Source organism: Ktedonosporobacter rubrisoli (assembly GCF_004208415.1).
Lineage (GTDB): Bacteria > Chloroflexota > Ktedonobacteria > Ktedonobacterales > Ktedonobacteraceae > Ktedonosporobacter > Ktedonosporobacter rubrisoli.
The window spans coordinates 10,504,299-10,525,773 of record NZ_CP035758.1 but is presented as its reverse complement, the minus strand read 5'-3'; the positions used below and the strand labels follow the sequence as shown (position 1 = coordinate 10,525,773).

15 protein-coding genes are annotated in these 21,475 nt (G+C 50.1%); 4 read left to right on the top strand and 11 right to left on the bottom strand.

The window, feature by feature from the left end:
* The first annotated feature begins 191 nt into the window (after positions 1-191).
* Positions 192-920, top strand: coding sequence for a hypothetical protein (locus tag EPA93_RS45000; protein WP_129893816.1), 729 nt, complete (start codon positions 192-194; stop codon positions 918-920).
* A 99-nt stretch (positions 921-1,019) separates the two neighbouring features.
* Entirely contained in the window at positions 1,020-2,324 is a 1,305-nt protein-coding gene (locus EPA93_RS44995; RefSeq protein ID WP_129893815.1) for an MFS transporter, read from the top strand.
* 55 nt (positions 2,325-2,379) lie between these two features.
* Here EPA93_RS44995 and EPA93_RS44990 read toward each other — a convergent pair whose 3' ends face one another.
* Positions 2,380-2,673 (bottom strand): hypothetical protein, encoded by a 294-nt coding sequence (locus EPA93_RS44990; RefSeq protein ID WP_129893814.1) that lies wholly within the window; start codon positions 2,671-2,673, stop codon positions 2,380-2,382.
* A gap of 134 nt (positions 2,674-2,807) precedes the next feature.
* A complete protein-coding gene (locus EPA93_RS44985; RefSeq protein WP_129893813.1) occupies positions 2,808-3,332 on the bottom strand; it encodes an LLM class flavin-dependent oxidoreductase in 525 nt (174 codons plus the stop codon).
* A 796-nt stretch (positions 3,333-4,128) separates the two neighbouring features.
* Here EPA93_RS44985 and EPA93_RS44980 point away from each other — a divergent pair.
* Complete coding sequence (locus tag EPA93_RS44980; protein ID WP_129893812.1) at positions 4,129-5,139, top strand: GAF domain-containing protein; 1,011 nt, start codon at positions 4,129-4,131, stop codon at positions 5,137-5,139.
* Positions 5,140-5,143: 4 nt separating this feature from the next.
* Here EPA93_RS44980 and EPA93_RS44975 read toward each other — a convergent pair whose 3' ends face one another.
* The 8 genes from EPA93_RS44975 to EPA93_RS44945 all read right to left on the bottom strand — a co-directional run bounded on the left by EPA93_RS44975 (position 5,144) and on the right by EPA93_RS44945 (position 17,955).
* Positions 5,144-6,544, bottom strand: a complete 1,401-nt coding sequence (locus tag EPA93_RS44975; RefSeq protein ID WP_129893811.1) for a sigma-54-dependent transcriptional regulator — start codon at positions 6,542-6,544, stop codon at positions 5,144-5,146.
* A 29-nt stretch (positions 6,545-6,573) separates the two neighbouring features.
* On the bottom strand, positions 6,574-8,949 hold the full coding sequence (locus EPA93_RS44970) for a two-component system sensor histidine kinase NtrB (protein WP_129893810.1): 2,376 nt from the start codon (positions 8,947-8,949) through the stop codon (positions 6,574-6,576).
* Positions 8,950-9,263: 314 nt separating this feature from the next.
* Positions 9,264-10,553 (bottom strand): cytosine deaminase, encoded by a 1,290-nt coding sequence (locus tag EPA93_RS44965; protein WP_129893809.1) that lies wholly within the window; start codon positions 10,551-10,553, stop codon positions 9,264-9,266.
* Positions 10,554-10,936: 383 nt separating this feature from the next.
* Positions 10,937-12,130 carry an acyltransferase gene (locus tag EPA93_RS44960; protein ID WP_129893808.1) on the bottom strand — a complete coding sequence of 398 codons (1,194 nt, stop codon included), beginning with the start codon at positions 12,128-12,130 and terminating at the stop codon, positions 10,937-10,939.
* Between the two features lie 326 nt (positions 12,131-12,456).
* Positions 12,457-12,852, bottom strand: a complete 396-nt coding sequence (locus tag EPA93_RS44955; protein ID WP_129893807.1) for a YbjQ family protein — start codon at positions 12,850-12,852, stop codon at positions 12,457-12,459.
* Positions 12,853-12,982: 130 nt separating this feature from the next.
* Positions 12,983-16,195 (bottom strand): winged helix-turn-helix domain-containing protein, encoded by a 3,213-nt coding sequence (locus tag EPA93_RS48860; RefSeq protein WP_165423813.1) that lies wholly within the window; start codon positions 16,193-16,195, stop codon positions 12,983-12,985.
* A gap of 86 nt (positions 16,196-16,281) precedes the next feature.
* Positions 16,282-16,440 carry a hypothetical protein gene (locus EPA93_RS48855; protein WP_165423812.1) on the bottom strand — a complete coding sequence of 53 codons (159 nt, stop codon included), beginning with the start codon at positions 16,438-16,440 and terminating at the stop codon, positions 16,282-16,284.
* A gap of 120 nt (positions 16,441-16,560) precedes the next feature.
* Positions 16,561-17,955, bottom strand: a complete 1,395-nt coding sequence (locus tag EPA93_RS44945; RefSeq protein WP_165423811.1) for a purine-cytosine permease family protein — start codon at positions 17,953-17,955, stop codon at positions 16,561-16,563.
* Positions 17,956-18,331: 376 nt separating this feature from the next.
* Between EPA93_RS44945 and EPA93_RS44940 the strand changes: the two genes are divergently transcribed.
* Positions 18,332-20,473, top strand: a complete 2,142-nt coding sequence (locus tag EPA93_RS44940; protein ID WP_129893805.1) for a GAF domain-containing protein — start codon at positions 18,332-18,334, stop codon at positions 20,471-20,473.
* 230 nt (positions 20,474-20,703) lie between these two features.
* Here the strand turns inward: EPA93_RS44940 and EPA93_RS44935 are convergent, their stop codons facing one another.
* Positions 20,704-21,309: a DUF1989 domain-containing protein gene (locus tag EPA93_RS44935; RefSeq protein WP_129893804.1), complete on the bottom strand. Its 606-nt coding sequence runs from the start codon at positions 21,307-21,309 to the stop codon at positions 20,704-20,706.
* Positions 21,310-21,475 lie beyond the last annotated feature (166 nt).

The window sequence follows — 21,475 nt, the reverse complement described above, 5'->3', positions numbered from 1 at the left end:
TCATGGAATGGGCTCTTTTTTTATGCCTGTAAACCCACCAACGAGCCGCTTTCAAGGCGTTCTGGAGAAGCAGATTTAGCAAGCAGGAGAACACATATCCTGTTCCTTTACCTCTTCTTTCTCTCTCCCTCGACTATTCCAGCAAGCTTAATATATCAAGCTACCTGTATAAATGGCAAAATTCATTCACCTTGCCTATCTTCGATATTATCGTCGTGGAACCAACACTCGTGGCGCTTGCGCTTCTGCCACCTTCCAGCGTCTTTATTTTAGCCGCCATCAACGCGGCCTTTATTGGCTTGATATTCACCTTTATGCCACGCACGCCGGATCTCATCCAGGTCATGCAGTTTGATGGCCATGAAGTTGTTACCCGCCCTCTCTATCTACTTATCTTCGTAGTAGGCGTCTGTTACCCTGTGATGCGCAGCGTCCTATGTGCTATAGTGATGGGAGACCGAGCCAAAAAGATTGCCAAGGTACAACATGACCAGGCCGAGCGAGAAGCCCGTATCGCCCGTGAAAAAAGTGTTCTCGATCAGGACATCGCACAAATGGTCGAGATGTTGACACAAACAATTAATGGTAACCAGCAGCTACGTATTCCTATTCCTACTTCCCCCAGCCTGGGACCGATCGCAGACTCGCTCAATATATTGCTTGCACGTATTCGACGATCGATACAAAGCGACTATGAACTTCAGCATACCAGGCAGGCTGCCATGCTCCTCCTAGAAGCCCTACGTGCGAGTAAGCATGAGCAAGAGCTATTGCAACTTCGCTACGTGGGAAATCCAATCATTGACGCAATTGCCATGGAGCTTATGGCAGATCAGAAGCATGCGAGTCTTAAGACGAGTCAAAAACATGGAAGTTCTCATCTCTTGCAAAGTAGAATCGAACGAGGGGAGGAAAGTTGACAGACAAACATACTGTTCAGAAGGCTCATCAGTATCAGAAGAAGCAAGAAAGCTTAACGTATCATCTTCTTATATTATTTCAGCAAGGAGTGCTAAAAAATGGCCGAATCATCCCTCTATCCTGAAAAGCAGAATGATGCTTTACTCACAGAGAAGCTGCCAGAAGCGATCAAGCATCCCGAAAAAACCCAATCAATTGGCTGGCAGTTGCTTTTAAGTCTTGCCAACCTTGTAGTCTGGATATCGATCTTTCCAACATTTCAAATATTATTACCGGACCAGATCGCGGCTCTTGATCCTGCCAACAAGGTTACCTTATTAGCAGCGATCTCTCTGCCAGGTGGTATTGCAGCAATTCTAGGAAACCTCCTGGCCGGGGCTCTCTCCGATCGCACCACTTCCCGCTTCGGGCGCAGGCGCCCCTGGATATTAGGGGGTGCTATTTCATCTGCAGCCTCGTTGGTATTGCTCGCCTTTTCACCTAGCATCGCTCTTTTAGCTCTTGGAGTCATTCTTTTTCAGTTTTGTGTGAATCTCATTATTGCCTCTCTGGCCGCACTCGTTCCTGATCAGGTGCCGGTACGCCAGCGCGCTACGGTTTCTGGGTTTGCAGGCCTGGCCTTACCGCTGGGAACTATTGTGGGGCTAACGCTGGTAGCGCAGGCGATTAAGGCAACTCAGCTTTTGTACTTCGTCCTGTCAGCAGTATTACTCGTCGTCCTTACGTTCTATGTTTTTTTTATCAAGGACGCCGTTCTCCCTGCGGGAACACTACCACCCATCTCTCTTGGACAATTTCTTGCCGGCTTTTTCCGTCCACTGCGCTCACGCGACTTTACCTTTACCTGGATTGGGCGCATCCTGGTAATTTTCGGTTACTACACCGTGGTAGGCTATCTCCTATTTTATCTGCAGGATGTTGTCCATTACGATAAGATCTTTCCCGGCCAGACATCTGCCCAGGGTGTTGCGCTCTTCCAGTTGATCTCTACCGGGATATTAATCATTGCAACGATTATCAGCGGGATCATCTCTGATCGCCTCCAACGGCGCAAGGCCTTTGTCATTGCAGCAGCCCTCATTATAGTGGTGAGCCTGATTATCATTGCGCTCTTCCCGGTATGGCCTATGATGCTTACGGCGGCTGGTATTCTGGGGCTGGGCTTTGGAATCCTCCTCTCTGGCGATCTGGCCTTACAGACCCAGGTATTGCCAGACCAGCGGGATCGCGGAAAGGATCTGGGCATTCAAAATACAGCTAACTTGATACTACAGGTGCTTGTTCCCCTCGTCGTAGCGCTAGTTCTCGCCCTCATCCACAGCTATGCGGCGCTCTTTATCTTCGGGGCGATCTTAACTTGTATCGGAGCCATGTTTATTTTCCCCATACGGTCCGTCCGCTAAGCTACATCGCTTCTCTAGCGTGGCTGGTACAACTCATCAGCCAGGCTAGATGCTCTCACTTCCCCTTTAAAGCAGCAACGATGGGAGCAAAGCTATCCATCGCCTCACTCACAATGGTAAAGTTAGCTATCCCATAGCGATCTCGCCGGTCGAGAAGGATTTCGCAGACTCGTTCTGGCGCACCAATCAAGAAATGAGGAGAATCGAGAATCTGCTCCGGTGTGACTGATTGACCGGGCACAAACAGACGCTTTCCCAGATAGTGGCCTACCTGGGCGGCTATGGTGAGTGGATCAGCATTTGTGATTGAAATATGGAAGACAGGCGAGGCCAGCCTAATATGAGCCATGCGTTCCCCTGCTGCTTGCTGTACCCAGGCCACCTTTTGTGCGCTAGCCTCAGCAGTAATCGATGAGCTGTCCAGGCCATATGGGCTATTTCGGGGAGCAATGCCTACAATATCAGCCTCCCTGGCGGCAATTGTCAGGACACGCTTGCCCCCCCACCAATATAGATGGGAGGATGGGGCTGCTGGAAAGGTCGAATCTTCTCCATCTGATAATCAATCTTATAGTACGTTCCATCGAATCGTAGCGGATCGTCCGACTGATAATAGGCCTTTACGACTTGCAAGGCCTCTTGAAAGCGACGAATACGCGTATCTGTCGGCTCGAAAGGAATGCCCACCTGCCGATATTCTTCTCGCACATAGCCAAAGCCGAGTCCCAGTTCGAGGCGTCCATTTGAGAGTTGATCGAGGGACGCCGCCTCGGTGGCCAGAAAGACGGGATCGCGGAGTATATCTATATTAAAAACAGATGCTCCTACTGTTAGCGATGTAGTTGCTGCTGCTGCTGCGGTAAGGAGTGTAAAAGGAGCATGAAAAATATGGTGAGGAACAAGGAATGAATCATATCCATACTCTTCTGCTCTGCGAGCTAGATTAGACCAATCGATTGCCGAACGAAAATGTTCGGCAATAACGCCGAAACGAAATGGCTGTACCATAGATTAGATGGCTCCCTTCTTTAAATCCGGAAAAGCACATTCAGGGTCATTGCTGGCTAAGGCTAACTTAAGGATAAGGCGTTTGGGGCTCTTCCTGAGAACTGGCGTTTATTCTGGCAGAGACTGAATTGATGGCATACAGATCCGCGGCAATAGTATCGATCATTGTTCCACTATGAAATAAGTTATTAATATTACAAAATTTTTTAAAACCTTTAGCTCTTTCAGCTCATATGAAAAAACATATTTGTGCCAAAATTATTATCCTACTGTGGTTAATGTTTGTCAATTATTTTATTTAGATAGGAGTTTATAGCTATCCACAAGTATTATGATGAAAACAGGATATGCATGCACAGGAAGAGGAACATGTATGGATCTCATTATGTGCTTTAGATCTGCGAATAGCGCTACTGAACGTTAGCACAACAATATTCAACGCAAAAAAAGTTGTGGAAAGCCCATACGCATCTTCACATGGCTCAATATTTGCTGTTGTTCCATACCACCCCATCTTCTTTTCCTAAAGAAACGCGTATAGTCTCTAAGAACATTGGCTCTGAGTGAACTTATACAGCTATCTCAACTAGTAGTGGATAATCAGACTCAAGGTTAACTAGTTTACAACTCTGACGCTCTAACTTCTCATTCTTGTATTAAACCTCTCTTAATTGTGCCAACTTTAAGCTTTTTTTTATACAAAACACGGACTGACAGTTGACTCTCCATCGTGGCTCTGTTATCATATGCGCAGGCTTGATGATATTTTAGTAGTAAAAGGGGCAGATAAAAAGTTATGGCCACGCCTCCTCCACCCTGGTCGAGTGTCCTACAAGGGATAATTAAGTCCCCCAACGAGCGCCAGCGGTTATCAACGGCACTGGGAGTCACCTCCATGACCCTTACGCGCTGGGCCAGCGGGGAATCCAAACCGCAAAAAAATCATCTTGTCCAATTGATAAAAGTAGTGCACCCGAACTATCGGCAAGAGTTGTTAGACGCCCTTGCCCTACAGTATCCAGATATCCAGGCCTGGCTGAAGGAAGCCAGCATTGATGAAATCCCATCGGAGTTTTTCGTCAATGTTCTCAACATTCGTACGACAACTACCGAAAGCTTACGCTTCTGGCGCATAGCGGAAGTTGTGCTCAAGCAGGCGCTTACCCAGCTCGACCCCAATAATCTTGGTATGGCTGTCAAAGTCGTACAATGTATGCCACCATCGCGTGATGGCAAGATTCGCAGCTTACGCGAACGTGTAGGCAAAGGCACTTCACCCTGGACGGCTGATCTTGAGCACGATGTGCTCTTCCTAGGCCTGGAATCGCTCTCAGGCTATGCAGTAGAGGTTCGTCATTTCGTCAACGATGATGACCTGAGAGAGAACAAAGAAACTCCAAGGCTTCAGGACACATACGAGATGAGTGCCGCAGCCCATCCCATTCGCTTTGAGGGACGCATCGCCGGTTGTTTGCTTGCGTCAAGTACGCAGCTCGCCTATTTCACCCAACAACGTCTCCACTTACTAGAGACCTTTAGCAATCTTATTGCTCTGGCTTTTGACAAAGCTGAGTTTTATTCGCCGCACTTATTAGAGCTACGCGCTCTGCCTGATCCAAAAATTCAGCGTCCGCTCCTGGCGACTTTTCGCCAGCGTGTTACGAAAAAGTTTCAGGCTGCGCTCCATGAGCATCACTACCTCAACAACGCAGAGGTGGAGCTACAGGTCTGGCAAGAGTTAGAGGAGATATTGCTGGATATGCCTGAAAACACGCTGCATACACAGAACAATCGGCACTCGCTCTAGGCTGTTATTCTATATTATGCTTGCGAATAAGGTAACGCAGCGAATCAACTTTAGTAAAACCTAGCAATTCGGCCGCCCGTGTCCGATTATGCTTCGTGGCCTCTAACGCCCAACGGATGAGACGTTGCTCAAAACGTCCCACCACATCATCGAAAGAGACCGGCCCTTGTGGATGCATACGAAGCCACTGCTCCCAAGGATCTTGCAGTTCTGCCCCTTCCGCATTCGCTGAGCCCACTATCTCTTGGGGCAGATGACTCGGCAAGAGCTCGTCACTACTGCTGAGGATCATTGCACGCTCAATGACATTTTTTAACTCACGGATATTGCCGGGCCAATGGTATGCAAGCAGTAAACGCTGCATTTCTGGCGCGATGCGCCGCACGTTGCGCCCCAATGACTTATTAAAATCTTCAATAAAATGCGAGGCGAATAACAAAATATCGCCTGGCCGCTCGCGCAATGGCGGCAACGGAATCTTGAGCACAGCCAGGCGAAAGTACAAGTCAGAGCGGAACACGCCGTCCTTCATCGCCTTCTCAAGATCACGATTCGTAGCAGCCAGCACACGCACATTAATCTTTACCTCTTTACCGCCTCCCAGACGAAAGAACGATCGCGTCTCAAGAACGCGTAAGAGCTTGGCCTGCATATCCAAGGGCATCTCGCCGATCTCATCAAGAAAGAGCGTCCCCCCTTCGGCCAGTTCAAGCAGGCCGCGCTTTTGCTTCTTAGCATCGGTGAAGGCATATTGCTCGTAGCCAAAGAGCTCGCTCTCCAGGAGATTGGTGGCTATTGCTGCACAATTAAGCGGGTGAAAAGGGCCACCCGAGCGCGCACTCTGTTCATGAATAGCGCGCGCCACAACTTCTTTGCCGGTGCCGCTCTCGCCTGTTATGAGCACAGAGGCCACATCGCTACGCGCCACGCGAGCTACCAGATCAAACACTTCGCGCATGCGCTCACTGTGACCGACGATATGGCTGAAGTGATAATTATCCCTTCGTTCGCGCCGCAGCTGACGCAATTCGCGCGACATGGAACTTGTCTCCAATGCCCGCTGCACGACAAGAAGAAGCTCGTCAAGATCAAAGCCCTTCAAAAGATAATCCGAGGCCCCCAGTTTCATAGCTGCAACTGCGGTTTGCACATCGCCATAGGCCGTCAGCATCACCACAGGTAATTCCTGATCCTGTTTGCGGATGCGAGTCAAGACCTCAAGGCCGCTTAACTTCGGCAAGCGGACATCAAGCAGGACCAGATCAATGTTGTTCTTCTGCAATTCCTGCAAGCCCGCCTCCCCATTGGCGGCGGTATATACCTCATAGCCATACTTGCGCAAGTAGCGCGCGAACTGATGGGGTAAATATGGCTCATCATCAATGATCAGAATGCCCAGGCTCATAGCGCTTGCGCTCCCCCTTCATGACTCGCTTACGGACAGACATCACCAGGTGCTTCAGTTATCACAGGCAACCTTACGGAGATAGTGGCCCCATACCCTAGATGTCCTTCCACCTGCATATATCCCCCATGATCCTCAACTAAACGTCGCGTAATAGCCAGGCCGAGACCAATACCATGGGCTTTGGTCGTAAAAAACGGCTGAAAAATGCGTTCAAGCTGCTCGGGTGGAATGCCTACGCCCGTATCGCTGACGGCAATTTCTAGCCAGGCTTGCCGTGGGGGTTCATGTCTACGCCTGTGCTGCAGAGCACGAGTTGTATACCTATTGTCAGCCGTCGCGCCTGTAGCCCAGTTGGCCTCTCCTTCAGCAGGAGAACTCTCTTGCTCCTCTGCGAGAACATGGCAGGCGACAGTCAAAATACCCCCATCTGGCATCGCCTGTACTGCATTCATATAGAGATTGAGAAGTATCTGTTCTATCTGGTCCATATCCACCCAGACGCAGGGTACGCGCTCATAGACGCGATGAACGGCGACATTCGCCTCCGCGCACTGCGCCTGGATCAAGAGCAATACCCGATCACTCACTTCAATCAAGTCACATTTGACGCGATGAAGCTGCCGTGGACGCGCAAAGAGCAGCAAGTCACGCACAATCTTATCAAGACGCTCGACCTCTTTGAGCACAACAGCAATCGATTCCTGGGCCCAGGTAGCCTGCTGCACGCTATAGCCGGGAGGCGATGACTGCTCATCGCTAGCCAGATCGTCCATAAGAATCTGCATCGAAGTTTTGATCGAGGCCAGAGGATTGCGCACTTCATGAGCGACATTTGCCGCCATCTCACCAAGAGAGGCCAGACGATCCAGGCGCCGCTTCTCTTCCTCCAAACGATGGACCGAAGTGACGTCAATGAAGGTGGCTAAGGTGCCCATCTGCTCACCAAGGTCATCGCACAAAGGCAAAACATCAACATCGAGCACAACATTACGCCCTTGCCGATCAACAGTTATGACCGTACCGCCGTGCAGTTCGTCAGCATAATGTCTTCTCGGCCTGCTCGCCTGCACCACCGCTGTTCCTATCGCAGGCAAAGAGGAGCCAGCCCCAAAGGCGTTTCTCAGGTCAAGGAATTTATGCAAGGGCTGCCCCAGCACTTCGCAGGGATGGTAGCCAAGGATTGCCTCCGCCGCCCGATTAAACGTGGCAATACAATCATTACTATCTGTAGTGATCAGGCCACTGGGAATGCTCTCCAGGATCAATTCTTTCAAACGCTGATCCTTTAACACTTGACGCAGCAGCTTACGGGCCTCGTTGCGCGCCTCCACAACTTCGGCGACCAGCAGCATATTCTCCAGCACCGCACTGGCCTGGCTGGCCAGCACCTGCAGCAAGACCACCTCTTCACGGCGCAGTTTCCAGGCCCGATGATACGCCCCTACAATGATACCAAGTACCTTTGGCTCCCTGACATTATCCTGCGCTGCCCCCAGTCCTCCACGCAGTAAAGATCCTCCGCGCTTACTCGTTGCATGCCCACTTAGCAAGGGCACCGCAAAAAAAGTTTTGATATTCTCAGGTAACTGATGGAGATACTCGCAGGCTTGCGGATGCTTCAAATCTCCAGGGCGCTCCAGCACCAACGGCAAGAGTGTGCGCCGCTCCTGAAAACGCTGAAACAGCAATTCGTGCAGGGTAGAGGTGATCCACGGAATGGGCTCGGCCTCGGTATGCGGCTCAAGAAAAGCACACAAATCGACAGCCGAAATCTCCTTTGCGCGTTGGATGACGATATGCTTGAGCCGCTGCGTTTCATACATGGAGCAATTCATCTGGCTGCTGATACTATTCAGAAGCGAGAGTTCATGAATACGCTCCCGATCCTTCTCCAGCAAGCGCGTATTCTCCAGCAGCAACGCCACCACATGAGCCACCGCATCTACCACGCGCACCTCTTCTCTGCCCCAGCATACCGGGCACGTGTTCTTTCCCTCATTTTTCTGCCGGAGCGCAACAAGAATACCAATACCGCGATGGCGATAGATAAGAGGAGTGGCAATAAGCGCCGGGGCGTCAACAGGGACAGCCACAAGCAGCCTTTCACGCCAGGCACAGGCTTCGGGCAAGTCACTATCGAGGCTAATAGGATTGATATGAGCGACCGACAGTAAAGAGGCGGACCAGCCCGGACTATCATCAAAAGAGCCACCGGCAAGCTGCAGAGTTTCACCAAGACGTTGATAAAATAATACGCAACGGCATTTGAGCAAATCGGCTAAACGCCTGGGCAAACTATCACGTAAGGTTCGATAGTCGGTAACGGCGCTAAACTCATGAAGCAGGGCCGTCACTACATCAGGCGCATTTATTTGTTCAAATTGTTGCTCCACATCTATCATTCCCAAATGTTCCCCAAATAAGCCAACTCTTTACGACTTAACCGCCTTATTATTCCTCCACTACTATAGCAGATGGAATTGCAATTTGCACGGGATTTCATGCTTTATGAATAAATCGTCATTCTACAACAGCATAAAAGAATACAGCAGATGAATATAGCAGTAGATATAGAAAACTGGCTCCGTACAATAGATGGAGGAACCAAGTGAGGCCCGCATATCTCTTCGACAGATTGGCGGTTCGTGCTCTCGGGGCAGAGGTGAGGTCGAGATGCTCAGGGCAAGCCCATGCGAAGAAGAGCTTGCCCTATTTCCTAGTCGAGCCGATAAGTGACTTCTCTGCCTGTTTTCTCACCGTCACGCTTCACAACGCTATGCGAAGGCACTGTATGCGCAACTTCTCGACCTTGCTTGAATACATGCAAGCGAGCGGGCACCAGGCGCAAGGCCTCAAAGGCAGAAGGAGCATCAAGGATCAGGAAATTAGCCGGCTTGCCTTCCTCGATCCCATAGCGCTCTTGAATACGCAGAGCTTGAGCCCCATGGATGGTAATGAGATCGAGCACATCGCTGATCTCCTCATAACCGCTCATGTGGCACAAGAAAAGCGCCAGCTGAGCCGCCGCCAGCATATCGCCCTTGCCCAGAGGAAACCAGGGGTCCATAATCGAATCATGACCAAGGGCTACGTTCACTCCTCCTGCCAGGAGTTCTTTCACACGCGTGATTCCCCGCCTTTTGGGATACGTATCAAAACGACCCTGCAGCACCACATTGTCGAATGGATTGGCAATCACATTGACCTGCGCTCGGGCCAAAAGCTGGATCAGCTTAAAGGCATAGGCATTATCATAGGAATGCATCGCTGTACAATGGCTGGCCGTAACACGTCCCTGCCAGCCCTGTTGCAGGGTATCGGCGGCCATTACCTCGGTAAAGCGCGAAAGCGGATCGTCGGTCTCATCACAATGACAATCAATATCGCGATTAAACTCTTTTGCTAGAGAAAAAGCATAATGAACATCCTCAACCCCCATGTCGCGGGTCCACTCATGATGAGGAATGCCACCCACAATATCGCAACCCAGTTCCATGGCCCGGCGCATCAACTCAGGACCATTGGGAAAAGAGAAAATACCATCCTGGGGAAAGGCTACCAGCTGCAGCTCACAGATATCGCGCACCTCTTCACGCACCTCCAATAAGGCGCGCAAGGCGGTCAGTTCGGGATCGCACACATCAACGTGACTACGGATATATAAGGTGCCCTGCGCCACTTCCCAACGGATTTCTTCAAGAGCTCGCCGCTTCACATCCTCATGGGTCAGGCTCGGCTTGCGCTCGCTCCAGATCTGAATACCTTCTAGCAGCGTACCGCTGGCATTGAAGCGCGGCTGCCCCACAGTCAGCACGGCATCAAGATGGACATGCGCGTTGACAAATGGAGGGACAACAAGATGACCTGCCGCATCTATTTCATGGGCTGCACTCTCCGCAGAGAGATCGTGGGCAATGCGCGCAAAGCTTCCATTTGCCACAGCAATATCAATGGGCTCAGCGCGACGATGCAAGCGAGCATGGCGAATAATAAGGTCGTACTGCATACTTCAATCATATAGCGTTTCTGAAATAACGCCACCCTTTCAGTAGAATCAACTTTGCCAGGCTTTCTAGCCTATACATCTCTTGTAATCAAAACAATGCCTCCATTATATGCTTGATCCTGGCGATTCTCAAAAATCATCAGCTCGGCCTTCAGCTCATGCATTTATGGCTATAGGAAATTAACTTTGAGATGTGGAGAGATGTTGTTTCATCTCTCATGTTGAAATAGCAGAGATAGTGGAGGAAAAGCCAAGCAGGGAAAGCCGCAGCATGCAAACATGAAGCCTTCCTCTTTGAATTGCAGTACATAGGGTATTCAGTAACGAGCGAGGGCAGGGCTTCTTCTGCCCTGCCCCCAGGTTAGACAGCTCGTTGTCTCTACTTATAAGATTTTGCTGGCCAGAGGAAGCTTGCGCACAAGATGGCTGATCCCAAAGCAGAGTGGAAGCGCAATGATTCCCACTAACACGAACTTGAGCAGCGGATACACATTCAAGCCTCTTAGCCCGTATGATAGAGATACTATAATCAGCGCATGGAGCACATAGACAGCATAAGCATTGCTGCTCAACCAGGTTGCCAGTTTGCCAGCAGTGTTACAATATCGGCGAAACAGAACAAGCAGGCCAATACACATAGTTACACAAAAAGTGCATTCCCACAGATCCCAGGCAAAGGCCTGCCAGTGCCATCCTCCTTGAAGATATACAGCAGTTTTTTCGTTGAGCGTCATAAAAGCTATAAGGAGTAAAGTCGTGCTACCCAATAGCACCCACAGACATATTTTATCAGCTTTTTCTGGCAAAGTTGCCAGCCAGTTATAGCGATGGGCCATGATGCCGAGGACAAACAGGCTAATATACTGGGCTGAGATAGGATACATGCTGAGTGGCAGCAAGAAGTTTACTATCCCAAACTTCGATACGTCTATCGATCTATCGATTCTCGTCAAAAACGTCACTATAGCCAGTCCTATCACAAACAGAGCGATGGCCTGCACCGATGGAAATGGTCGCGTCACCTGCTTTGCTGCCTCGCCGTTACGCTTCAGCTTGCGCCAGATTACATAGGCAAGAGCGAAGGCAAGTAAGACATCGACAAACCATAGTGGCCCTCTTGCCAGCCCCGAAAAATTTAGCAAATACTCGCTAAAAAAACGCTGGAACGGCTGCGGCAATCCATCTCCAATATATTTAGTGAGCGGGTCAAGAAGCAGGTCAAAGGCGAGCAAAGGGATACCCAGGCGCAAAAGGCGTTCCTTGAGAAACGTACCAGCCCCTTTACGCTCATAGGAGCCAGGAGTGAAGTAGCCTGAGATAAAGAAAAAGAAACCCATAAAGTAGATCTGATTCACGACAAGGAAGACGCTAAGCAAGAGTGTGGTAACTGCATCTTTTGTGGTTTCCATATAGTACCATCCAGGCGTACCACTATAGGTCATGGCCAGATGGTGCAAAATGACCAGGCAGGTCAGGTAGACGCGCAGATTATCCACATAATGTAGCCGATCTTTTCTCTTCTCAGCCTGCGTTTCACCTTCTGTTTTTTTATTTATCATTTGCGCTGAATTCGCCATATTCTCTACTCTCTATCCTGCTAGATATTTTTCTTTTATGTCATTTATTCCTTCATTTAATCGGATCTGCTTCTTCAGTATATAATCTCCTATTTAAAGGATCACATGCAGAATCATCAGGCAGAAGGTGGTAGCGATCTGCCATAGTCAGTGTAGAGAGGAAAGCATATTGTTATGACCAGGCAGCGTACAGATGGATGCGCCAGCGCTTATAGCCAGCGAAATCCTGCCGACAAGCAGCATCAAATTCCCCATCAGGCTTTCCTTTGTTATCCTGTTAGCCATCCTATGGCTTTCGCTACCATTCTTTCTCCATGTTTTGCTTATTAATTCAGAGGTGCTACACTAACTGCAGTGCCATAGCATAAAACTTCGGTGACACCATCTCCCAATTCGTTTGCATCATAACGTATACCAATAATCGCATTTGCTCCTACCTCTGTCGCATGCTTGATCATCAATTCAAAAGCATCTCGGCGCGTGTCTTCGCATAACTTTGTATAGAGGGTGATATTGCCGCCTTTCACTGATTGAAAGGCTGCGCCAAGCTGACCCACAATGCTGCGCGAACGCACAATGATCCCGCGCACTACACCATGGTTGCTTACAATACGCAGGCCAGGTAATTCAAAGGCTGTCGTGGCATACTGCTCGATGGTCGAACTGGCTTGCTGCTCTTTTCTATCGTAGGCATCTGACTGTTCATTCGTTCTCTGATACATAGAAACTCTCCTTGTACTTCTCCTTGTAGTTTGGAAACCTGCAGCAAGTATAGCAAGACAACATGACGAAGATATCCTCCTGGTGGGTGGTTATCCGGGTGGTTGTTGTAGTGGAAAAATAGAGATCTCTTCAGGAGAGCTTGAGCTGACGGGCTACCTCGCCAGCCTCATAACGATTGTTGACCCCTAATTTGCGATAGAGATGTTTTACATGATCTTTTACAGTATTTACCGATATGACCAGTTCATTGGCGATCTGAGGATTAGTGTATCCTTCTTCCAACAGGTGCAGCACACGCAATTCTTGTAAAGATAAGGGCTCAAAAAGGAGAGAATTCCTGGCTTCATTGCTGTTGTCATGCTTTCTATCGGCTAGCACGAAAGCACGCAAGATATTCCTCGCATAGGAGCGTAAGGCCCTATTTTTCATAGTTGGTAGAAGCTGGCGCAATAGCTGGGCCAGCGGTTCTCCCTCTTCGAGAAAGATGCTGATAAACCCTTCGCTATATGCCTGAGAAAGAGCTTGTTGTAGCCAGTGCTGGGCCTGGTGCTCCTGGCCACATGCATTATGGACTAGCGCCAGAAGCGCTTGAATCTCCAATGTGCGCCGCACCAGGCGGCGTTCTTGAGCCCCGGGAAGTAAGGACATGAGCCGTTTTCGAGCTTCATCTCTCTGTCCTTGAATGAGGAGAAGACGAGCCCGGAGAATATCTACGGCGAGACGCGATTCATAATCAAATAACTGAGAATTGCCGCTCAAAATTTCTATACTGCATTCTGCCCCCAACAAATCATCAGTTGCGAGAGAGAGGCGTATCTGCCAGACCAGAACCAGCGAGAGCAGCCATATAGTCCAGGTGCCCGAGCTCGCGCGCAGACGAGCCTCAAGCGCTGCGAATAGTTGTTGGGCTGACGCGAGTTCTCCCTTTGCATAATAGAAAAGTGCGAGATGGAAACTCACATTCTCGCGCAACTCCTCTTCCTCTCGCTGCACCTGGATCTGAGCCTGTTGGATCTGCAGCTCGGCTGCCGCCAGATCATTCCACTCTAAAGCTAGCTGGATCAGGCCAAGTAGTGCCAGCACCATATGCTTGCTATTCTCCTGCTCCCTGGCTTCTGCGAGCACCTGCTCAAAGTATTCAGCAGCCTGGCGCAAGGCTCCTAGATCAAAACTGTTCATGCCTAAAAGCAAGCGCGTCTCGCGGCTGAAGGATCTATCGCCAGCGACAAGGCTGCATGCATGCGCTTCTAACATGAGAGCCTGAGCCTCAACCCCGCGTCCTTCACGCATATAATTCATGCCCACAATGAGCTTACAAACACCGAGCCAGGCCTGTTTATCCTGGCCTAGACCTTCATTCGTTAAGCTAGAAAGGGCTTGCTGAGCTTGCATCACGGCCTCTGAAAAAGGTTCCCATTGTAAGGCACTGAGCGCTCTCACTGCCTTGATAATGCCAGGCCCTAACCGGTTACCCTGGACACTCCAGCTCTCCTCAGCCATCTCCAGCAAAGCCTCGAAGCGGGCTTTGATCTCTTTTGCCGGGGGAATTTCTTCTTTGCCCTCTTTCTGGAATCTAAACATTAAAGCGGAGAGTAAACAGAGAGCCGGATGCCTGCGCAAGACAGCCTCCGGCATTTGCGTGAGCCAGCGCCGTGACGTCTGCGTCTCCCAGCTATATTCATTCTCTCCTGCCTGTTCGATAAGCAGAGCAGCTCGTTCCTGATCATGGGCCTGTATAGCGGTTTCAATTGCCTGAGCAGGCATGCCATGGTGTTCAAACCAGGAACTCGCGCGCAGTAATAGGGCACGTTGTGCTTCCTCACCAAGACGCAGACTGGCTTCCTGGCGCAGCGCCTCAGCAAAGAGAGCATGATAGCGATACCAGGCCTTTGTCACAAAGGCTGACTGTCCTGGCGCAGCATCCTCCAGGGCTTCTAGCAAGAGCCCGCTGCGTTCCATAGTTACCAGAAGCTCACTGCTGTCAACCCGCCCAGTAATAGCATCACAAAGCGGGCCATTCAAACGGTTAAGGACACTCGTTTGCAAGAGAAAACTCTGCACCTGCTCCGTTTGCCCATGCAAGATCTCCGCCACAAAGTAATCGAACAGCGTCCTGTGGAGCGTATTGGCTGCGGGATGTTCACCGAGGGAAAGGAGCACGTTTTCTACCTCTTGCGGCGTCTGCCTCCCTCGCAGAGTGAAGAGCAGTAAACGTAATCCAGCCGCCCAGCCTTCCAGTGAGGTATCAAGCTGTGCGAGCGCAGCTGCCGATAGCTCCACCTTTGGCAGTCCCTGATACAGAAATGCTGCAGTCTCCTCCAGCGAGAAACGTAGGTCGCTGAGATGCAATTCATAGAGCTGACTTCTAGCTCGCCAGCGCAGGAGTGGTAGGGGTGGGTCATGGCGTGAAAGTAGTATAACATGGAAACCTGGTGGCAAATGCTCAAGGAAAAAAGTCAGCGTCTCATGAATGCGAGGTTCTGTAATGGCATGATAATCGTCTAGAACAAGCAGCGCATCTTGCATATGCTGCGCAAGATCGTTGAGCAGCATGGTAAGAATAGTCTCCAGCAGAGGCGCTGTAAACGGCGGCTGCATAGCCTCAGAGAGCAGTGCTAAGGCCGATTGCCCTAACATTGGCTGTACAATCTGATAGGTGGCAATAACTGAATGCCAGAAGTGCAATAGATCGTTATCGCTGGCATCGAGCGAGATCCAGGTATGGGGGGGAAAGGTGCTCTGCTTACTTCGCGTAGCAATCCATTGATTAAGCGCCGTGGTTTTGCCAAAGCCTGCGGGAGCCTGGAGCAACGTGAGTGAGTGCATAAGCGCAAGGTCCAGCTGCTCCAGCAAGCGGGTACGTTCCACTAACATTGCAGGTAAGCGCGGTGGAGACAGTTTTGATGAGAGCAGTGGAGGCAGCGTCATGGGTGAATTTGCGGCCGAGGGCAAAGTTGCGATGGCAGGCAGGGATCTACGCGGCTCTACAGATGCCTGTTCTGACTTCTGCAGCTTTTGCTCACCGGCAAGCATCTTGGCAATTTCCTCTAGCCTGGCCAGGCTGAGCTCAGCCGTGCGCCCCAGATAGCGCTTGACGGTTCGCTTCTGCAGAGAACGATAAGCATACCAATAGGAACCGCTATGCTTGATGACTTCTTTGCGGATTGTACAATGCACTCCAGATTTACTGTGGAAAGCAAACGAAGAGATGCCATCCAGCCAGGCAAACCAGGCCGCATCATCAGTGGTAAGTTCGCGTAAAATCAAGCTATCTCCAGCAAAGATCTCATAAATCTGTGCTTGCGGAGACCAGCGCAGAAGATATGGTGCGCGTCTGGGCATGAAACTCCTTGTGTTAAGTAAGTGAGCGCTGTATTACCTAAAGCGCCATAGCTTTGCCCAAAAAGTATATCATACGATCCTGTTCTTTAGGTAATATACATGATGGCTACCTGGCTTATTAGCCTACAAATGTCTAGCTCAAGATCTTTCATTCGCTTAACCCGCCAGCGCATGACCTGCTTGCGACCAACCCAGAGCGCCATTGCCTGCACGCGTGTTGACAGGTCACCACAGTCACTACACATGGAAAACCTCCTGTTCAGGACTAAGAGGCGTTGCCTTTTCAGTCTCTATCAGGAGGTTTCCTTTTACCAGCTCAGCCCCTTAGCTTTGGGGCTGCTTTATGTATACAAGATCGTCTGACCCTAACGCTCGGCTGATCTGAGCTCGATACGGCGCAAGAAGAAGTAGGCAATACCTGCAAAGACCACCCCCAGCTCGAAGCCAATATCCATGCCAAAGGGCCGATTAAACAGAGCTGCAATAGGGCCAACAAACAAGGACTGAGCAGCGCCAAGATATACACCTACCAGCCCGATCGCCATGGAGACCAGGGCCGCCCAGCCCACTGGCAGCTTGCTGCGCGTATTCCAGGCCTCAACGGGATATTTACCGCGGCGGAACACAAAATGCTCCACAACCAGAATTATGGCCCAGGGACCCAGCCAGTAAGCAACGAGCAGCAGGAAATTATCAAGCGTGGAATTAAAATTATTGGCGGCAGGAATAGCAATCAGGATATAGATTACCGCTCCGATGAGCGTCCAGACTGCCCGGTTGACGCGCTGGAAGCGATGTCCATACACCTGTACCGTCAGGCCAAGGCTGTAGTCATTGGGAATATTGTTAGCAATGACGCTTAAAGCCAGCAAGACCAGCAGCAGTGTCCCAAAGCCACCAAGAGGAGAAACCACAGCGGCCAGCAGATCGCCACCGCCCTTATTATGATACGCGGCCACAGTCGTTAAGCCCATACCGAGCGTCTCCAGCAAGATGCATGGTATGGTCACGCCAAAGAAGGTAAGCCAGAAAATGCGCCTGGCCGGCGTTTCCTCCGGCTGGTTCACGTTGTAGTCGGCTGCGTAAGAGCTCCAGCCCGTCGCAAAGCCATAAATAGCGCCGCCAAAGGAGACAAAGGAAGCTACCGAGGCAATGCCAAAGGCGGGAGCCGGCACAATAGACATCCTGGGAGCCGCAATAAAGAACATAGCAATGAAAATGATGGCCATCGGAATCCAGGCAAAGCGCTCATAACGATGTACGTATTGATATCCATAAATACTCACAATAGTGGTGAGTATCGCAATGACAAGGATACCAACCCAGCGGGGCACAGCGCCGCCGCTGAGCGCCTCTACAAGCTGGCCACCTACAATGACATTCACCGCCGACCAACCAATGCAAGCCGCGACATTAAAGCAGGCCATCACCATAGCGCCAACCCAACCAAAGGAGAAGCGCGAGATGGTCATCTGCCGCAGGCCAAGTTTCGGACCCAGAGTGGCAAAAAACGCTACAGGGAGCACACCAAGCACATTAAAAATAATGATAGCGATAAGACTTTCCCAGAAACCGAGCCCAAATACAGGAACAGCCAGTGCCCCCAGCGCGACAGTCGAAATCACCAGGTTGGCCGAAAGCCACATGGTAAAATTATCAAAGATGCGCACATGCGAGCGGGCATCAGGAGAAACACGTTCGATTCCATGCTTCTCTATACCTTGCCCAAGCTCTGGGACGGTTACGGTATCTGAAGCCATAAGAGATACCTCCTTAATTAAAAAGCACACAACGTAGAAACGTTTGTTACAAATAATATAACAACGTTGCATGCTAATTCGAAAGATTCAACCTCATTATAGCAGAGAATCAGAGGAAGTAGCCAGTAAAACCCCAAGCTCAGCAACCAAACACTGGACGGCAGGCTAGAAAATGGGTACAATGGCTCATATAGGTTATACACCTACTATGAATAAACAATTTATCCAAGGGCGACCAGGGTTGTCTAGGCTTTTTCGCAACCCTGGTCGCTCATGCCACATAGAACCCAGAAACGCAGGAAATACTTACATCTGCGCTATTCCAATATCGTAGCTCATAGACAATAGGGGCAGCTACGCTAGATCAGGAGGTTGCATGTCTTCCAAGGCCGGCATTAATCATCAGCTCCCATTACGTGCCGCCGAGATGGGAAAACAGCTAACACCAGAACAACTCGTTGAACAGCTGCAAGAAGAGAATAGGCAATTGCACAGCGAGTTGAAAGCCCGGCAAGAAGAAAAGACGCTGCTCCAGGACATTATCTCTGTTATCAATTCAACGCTCAGGCTTGACGAAGCGCTCCACCATCTTGTAGATATCCTTGTACGCGCTACGCCATGCGAAGCTACATTCATTTATCTCTATCAAAAAGAGAGCCAGCGTCTTCTATTGACCAGCGCCAATAATCGTTATCGACAGCTAGAGGGCAAGATTTCTGTAGCCTTAGGTGAAGGAGTTGTAGGCTGGAGCGCGCTGCATGGCAAGCCGCTTCTCCTGCAAGAAGAAGCTACTGAGGACCCAAGATTTTCTTACTTTCCAGAGCTTGAAGAAGAAAAGTTCCAATCAGTTTTGACGGTACCTGTTTTGACATCAAACCGGCAACTTATTGGGGTAATTACGCTGCGGGCCTCCTCGTCTTATGAGTTCACCGAAGAGCATCAAGCCTTTGTCAACTATGCCGCTATCCTGCTGGCCAAGGTCATAGAAAACGCGCAACTCTCTGATGATCTCCAGTTCAAGCAACGTCTCTTAGCCTCTCTTCTGGACTCAAGCCAGCTCATCAATACCGCTCATCAGCTTGACGATACGTTACACTCTCTTGCCGCGCTCATTGTGCAAACGATGGACGTGGATTTATGTGCAATCTTGCTGGCCGAGCCAGCACGCGAACGGAGAGCTGAGAGCTTTCCCCAACTTCAGCGCCTGACCGTCCATACCACAGCTCCTGATCTCAATGGGCGCATCAATTTCTCTCCCGTCGATGTAGATAACTGCGTCCTGGAGCACCTACAAGATTTAAACAAGACCTGTCTTCATCGGCATAGCACCCAGGAGGCCAGCAAACTTGCTCATGACGACAGAGAGAACATGCTTCAGCGCCTGGACCCCCTCAAGGGTGGGCAATACAAAACGTTGATTTCGGCTCCCTTGATTGTGGGGATTGAGCAGTTTGGCTTGATCAATTGCTATTCCAGTAAAGCTCATAAATTTGCGCCAGAGGATCAAGCCTTGCTCAGCACTATCGCTAATCAGGCTGCAGTAGCTATTAAGAACAGCAATTTAGCCAGGCAGCTGGCGCAAAAAGATCTTATGAAGGATATCTTTGACGATCTCTTATATAGCTCTTCTACCGCAGAGGATGTACTCCAGCAGAGAGCTCGTTTCCTGGGATTGGACCTCAGCAAGCCTCACGCTGTCGCTATTGTCGAGTGTGCTATAGCCAACGAAGATGATGGTGAAAAGGCCTCTGCCGATAAGCTGGCGCTAAGAGATGAGCGTGCTCAGATGCTTGCTGCGCGCAACGCTCCTTCTGGCCGCGAAGAGCCCACTTCCACGACTGAAATACCATTACAATCTGCCTATGCGCGAACTACCAACATCATTCGCCGCCGTATTCAGGATAGCTTTCCAGGATCTGTCTTTTATGGAGCCGACAATAGCTTAACCGGGATCATAGCTCTGGGAAAGGAAAGCAACAGCACGCGCCTTAAGGCCTGGCTTCGCGAACAAGCCCACCAGATATACCATGAATATCATATGTTGCTCTCTGTCGGCCTTGGCAATATTTGCCAGGATATTAGAGACTATCACCGTAGCTTTGCTGAGGCCCACGAGGCCCTACAAATGGGACAGGAAGCGCAAGGCAATCGTAGAGGGCTCCAATCTCGGCCTACAGTTACTCACTTTAATGACCTGGGAGTCTATCGCTATCTGTATAAAATTGCCCATATGGACAATTTGCGCGATATCTATCAAGAGCAAATAGCCCGCATAGATAATTATGATAAACGCAAAAATACTGATCTATTAGCTACTCTTGATACATATTTAGAATGTGCCGGAAATCTTACCAGGACTTCAGATCGTTTATTTGTGCATCGCAATACACTTATTCAACGTCTTGAACGCTTACAGTCCTTATGTGATCTTGATCTGCAGGAGAGAGGCAATTGGCTCACGCTACAGATTGCGATCAAAGTCTACAGGCTCAAGATCAATAATGCAGAAATGCCCTGACAAAGTGAGAAGTCACCTGCCAGAAAGTCGCTGAGTTCGGCTAAGATCTGCAGCAATCGATGCCCCAGACTCACGTATCCCTTCCTGCTTAGCAGTGCGCTCCCCACGGGCATTGGAGAGGCACTGCAGAAAAGAGAGGATCGACGCTCTCAAATAGGCATATGCCTGGGCAGTTTGTTGATCGAGCTAGATATGGATTCGATTAGACAGTAATCTTGATGCCAGGCCACTTACGCACCAATTTTGCCAGTGATCTCTACATCAATAGGCTTACAAGTGCCGTTGTTACATCCCGGCGCCGAACAGGCTGAGATGCCCACGATCAGATCCATTTCAGCGCGCAACCGCACAAAGCTTCCAGGCCGCGAGAGAGGAGGAGCGATCGTAATAGCTCCCGAAGGAAGGATCGATGCATTCATAAAGAAATTGAAAGGGGTTGGAAGCATATCTCCTGTAATGCCAAAGGATGCCAGGTTCTTCGCCAGGTTGTCAAAGCAGCTGGGATGATCTCCCTGGATACCATACGATCGCTGAAACATCTCAAGGCTACATGGGGCGAAAAGAAAATCGTGCTTGCCAACCGTATCTTCCACAATGGTGAACATCGGAGTGCTTCGATTCGAGTAGAGAACATGCCCTGTTGTCAGATAAATAGTCTCGTTGTAATCAATGCTACGCCCTGATGAAAGCCACTCGGCCTTATCGGCCTCTCCAAAGGCAACCAGATCCCCACTCTGCTCTCCTTGAGGATCAATGATCGTGAGAAGTTGCCCAGCCTTGAGCGGGAAGCCAACGCCTGTTCGTGCTTCCACGTGATAGCGCACAAGATCTGTCACTGTTTACATCCTTTCTTCTGCTCTCGTTCAAAAGCGTTGCTCAACACCCAATTTGCCCCACCTGATGGAGGAAGAGCAAGGCCTGCGAGAAATGGCTTGTTTTCTCATTGGTGCCACTGCGGGGAGAAATGATCGTAAGGAAGGTCCTCGACCTCTAGTTTATCAT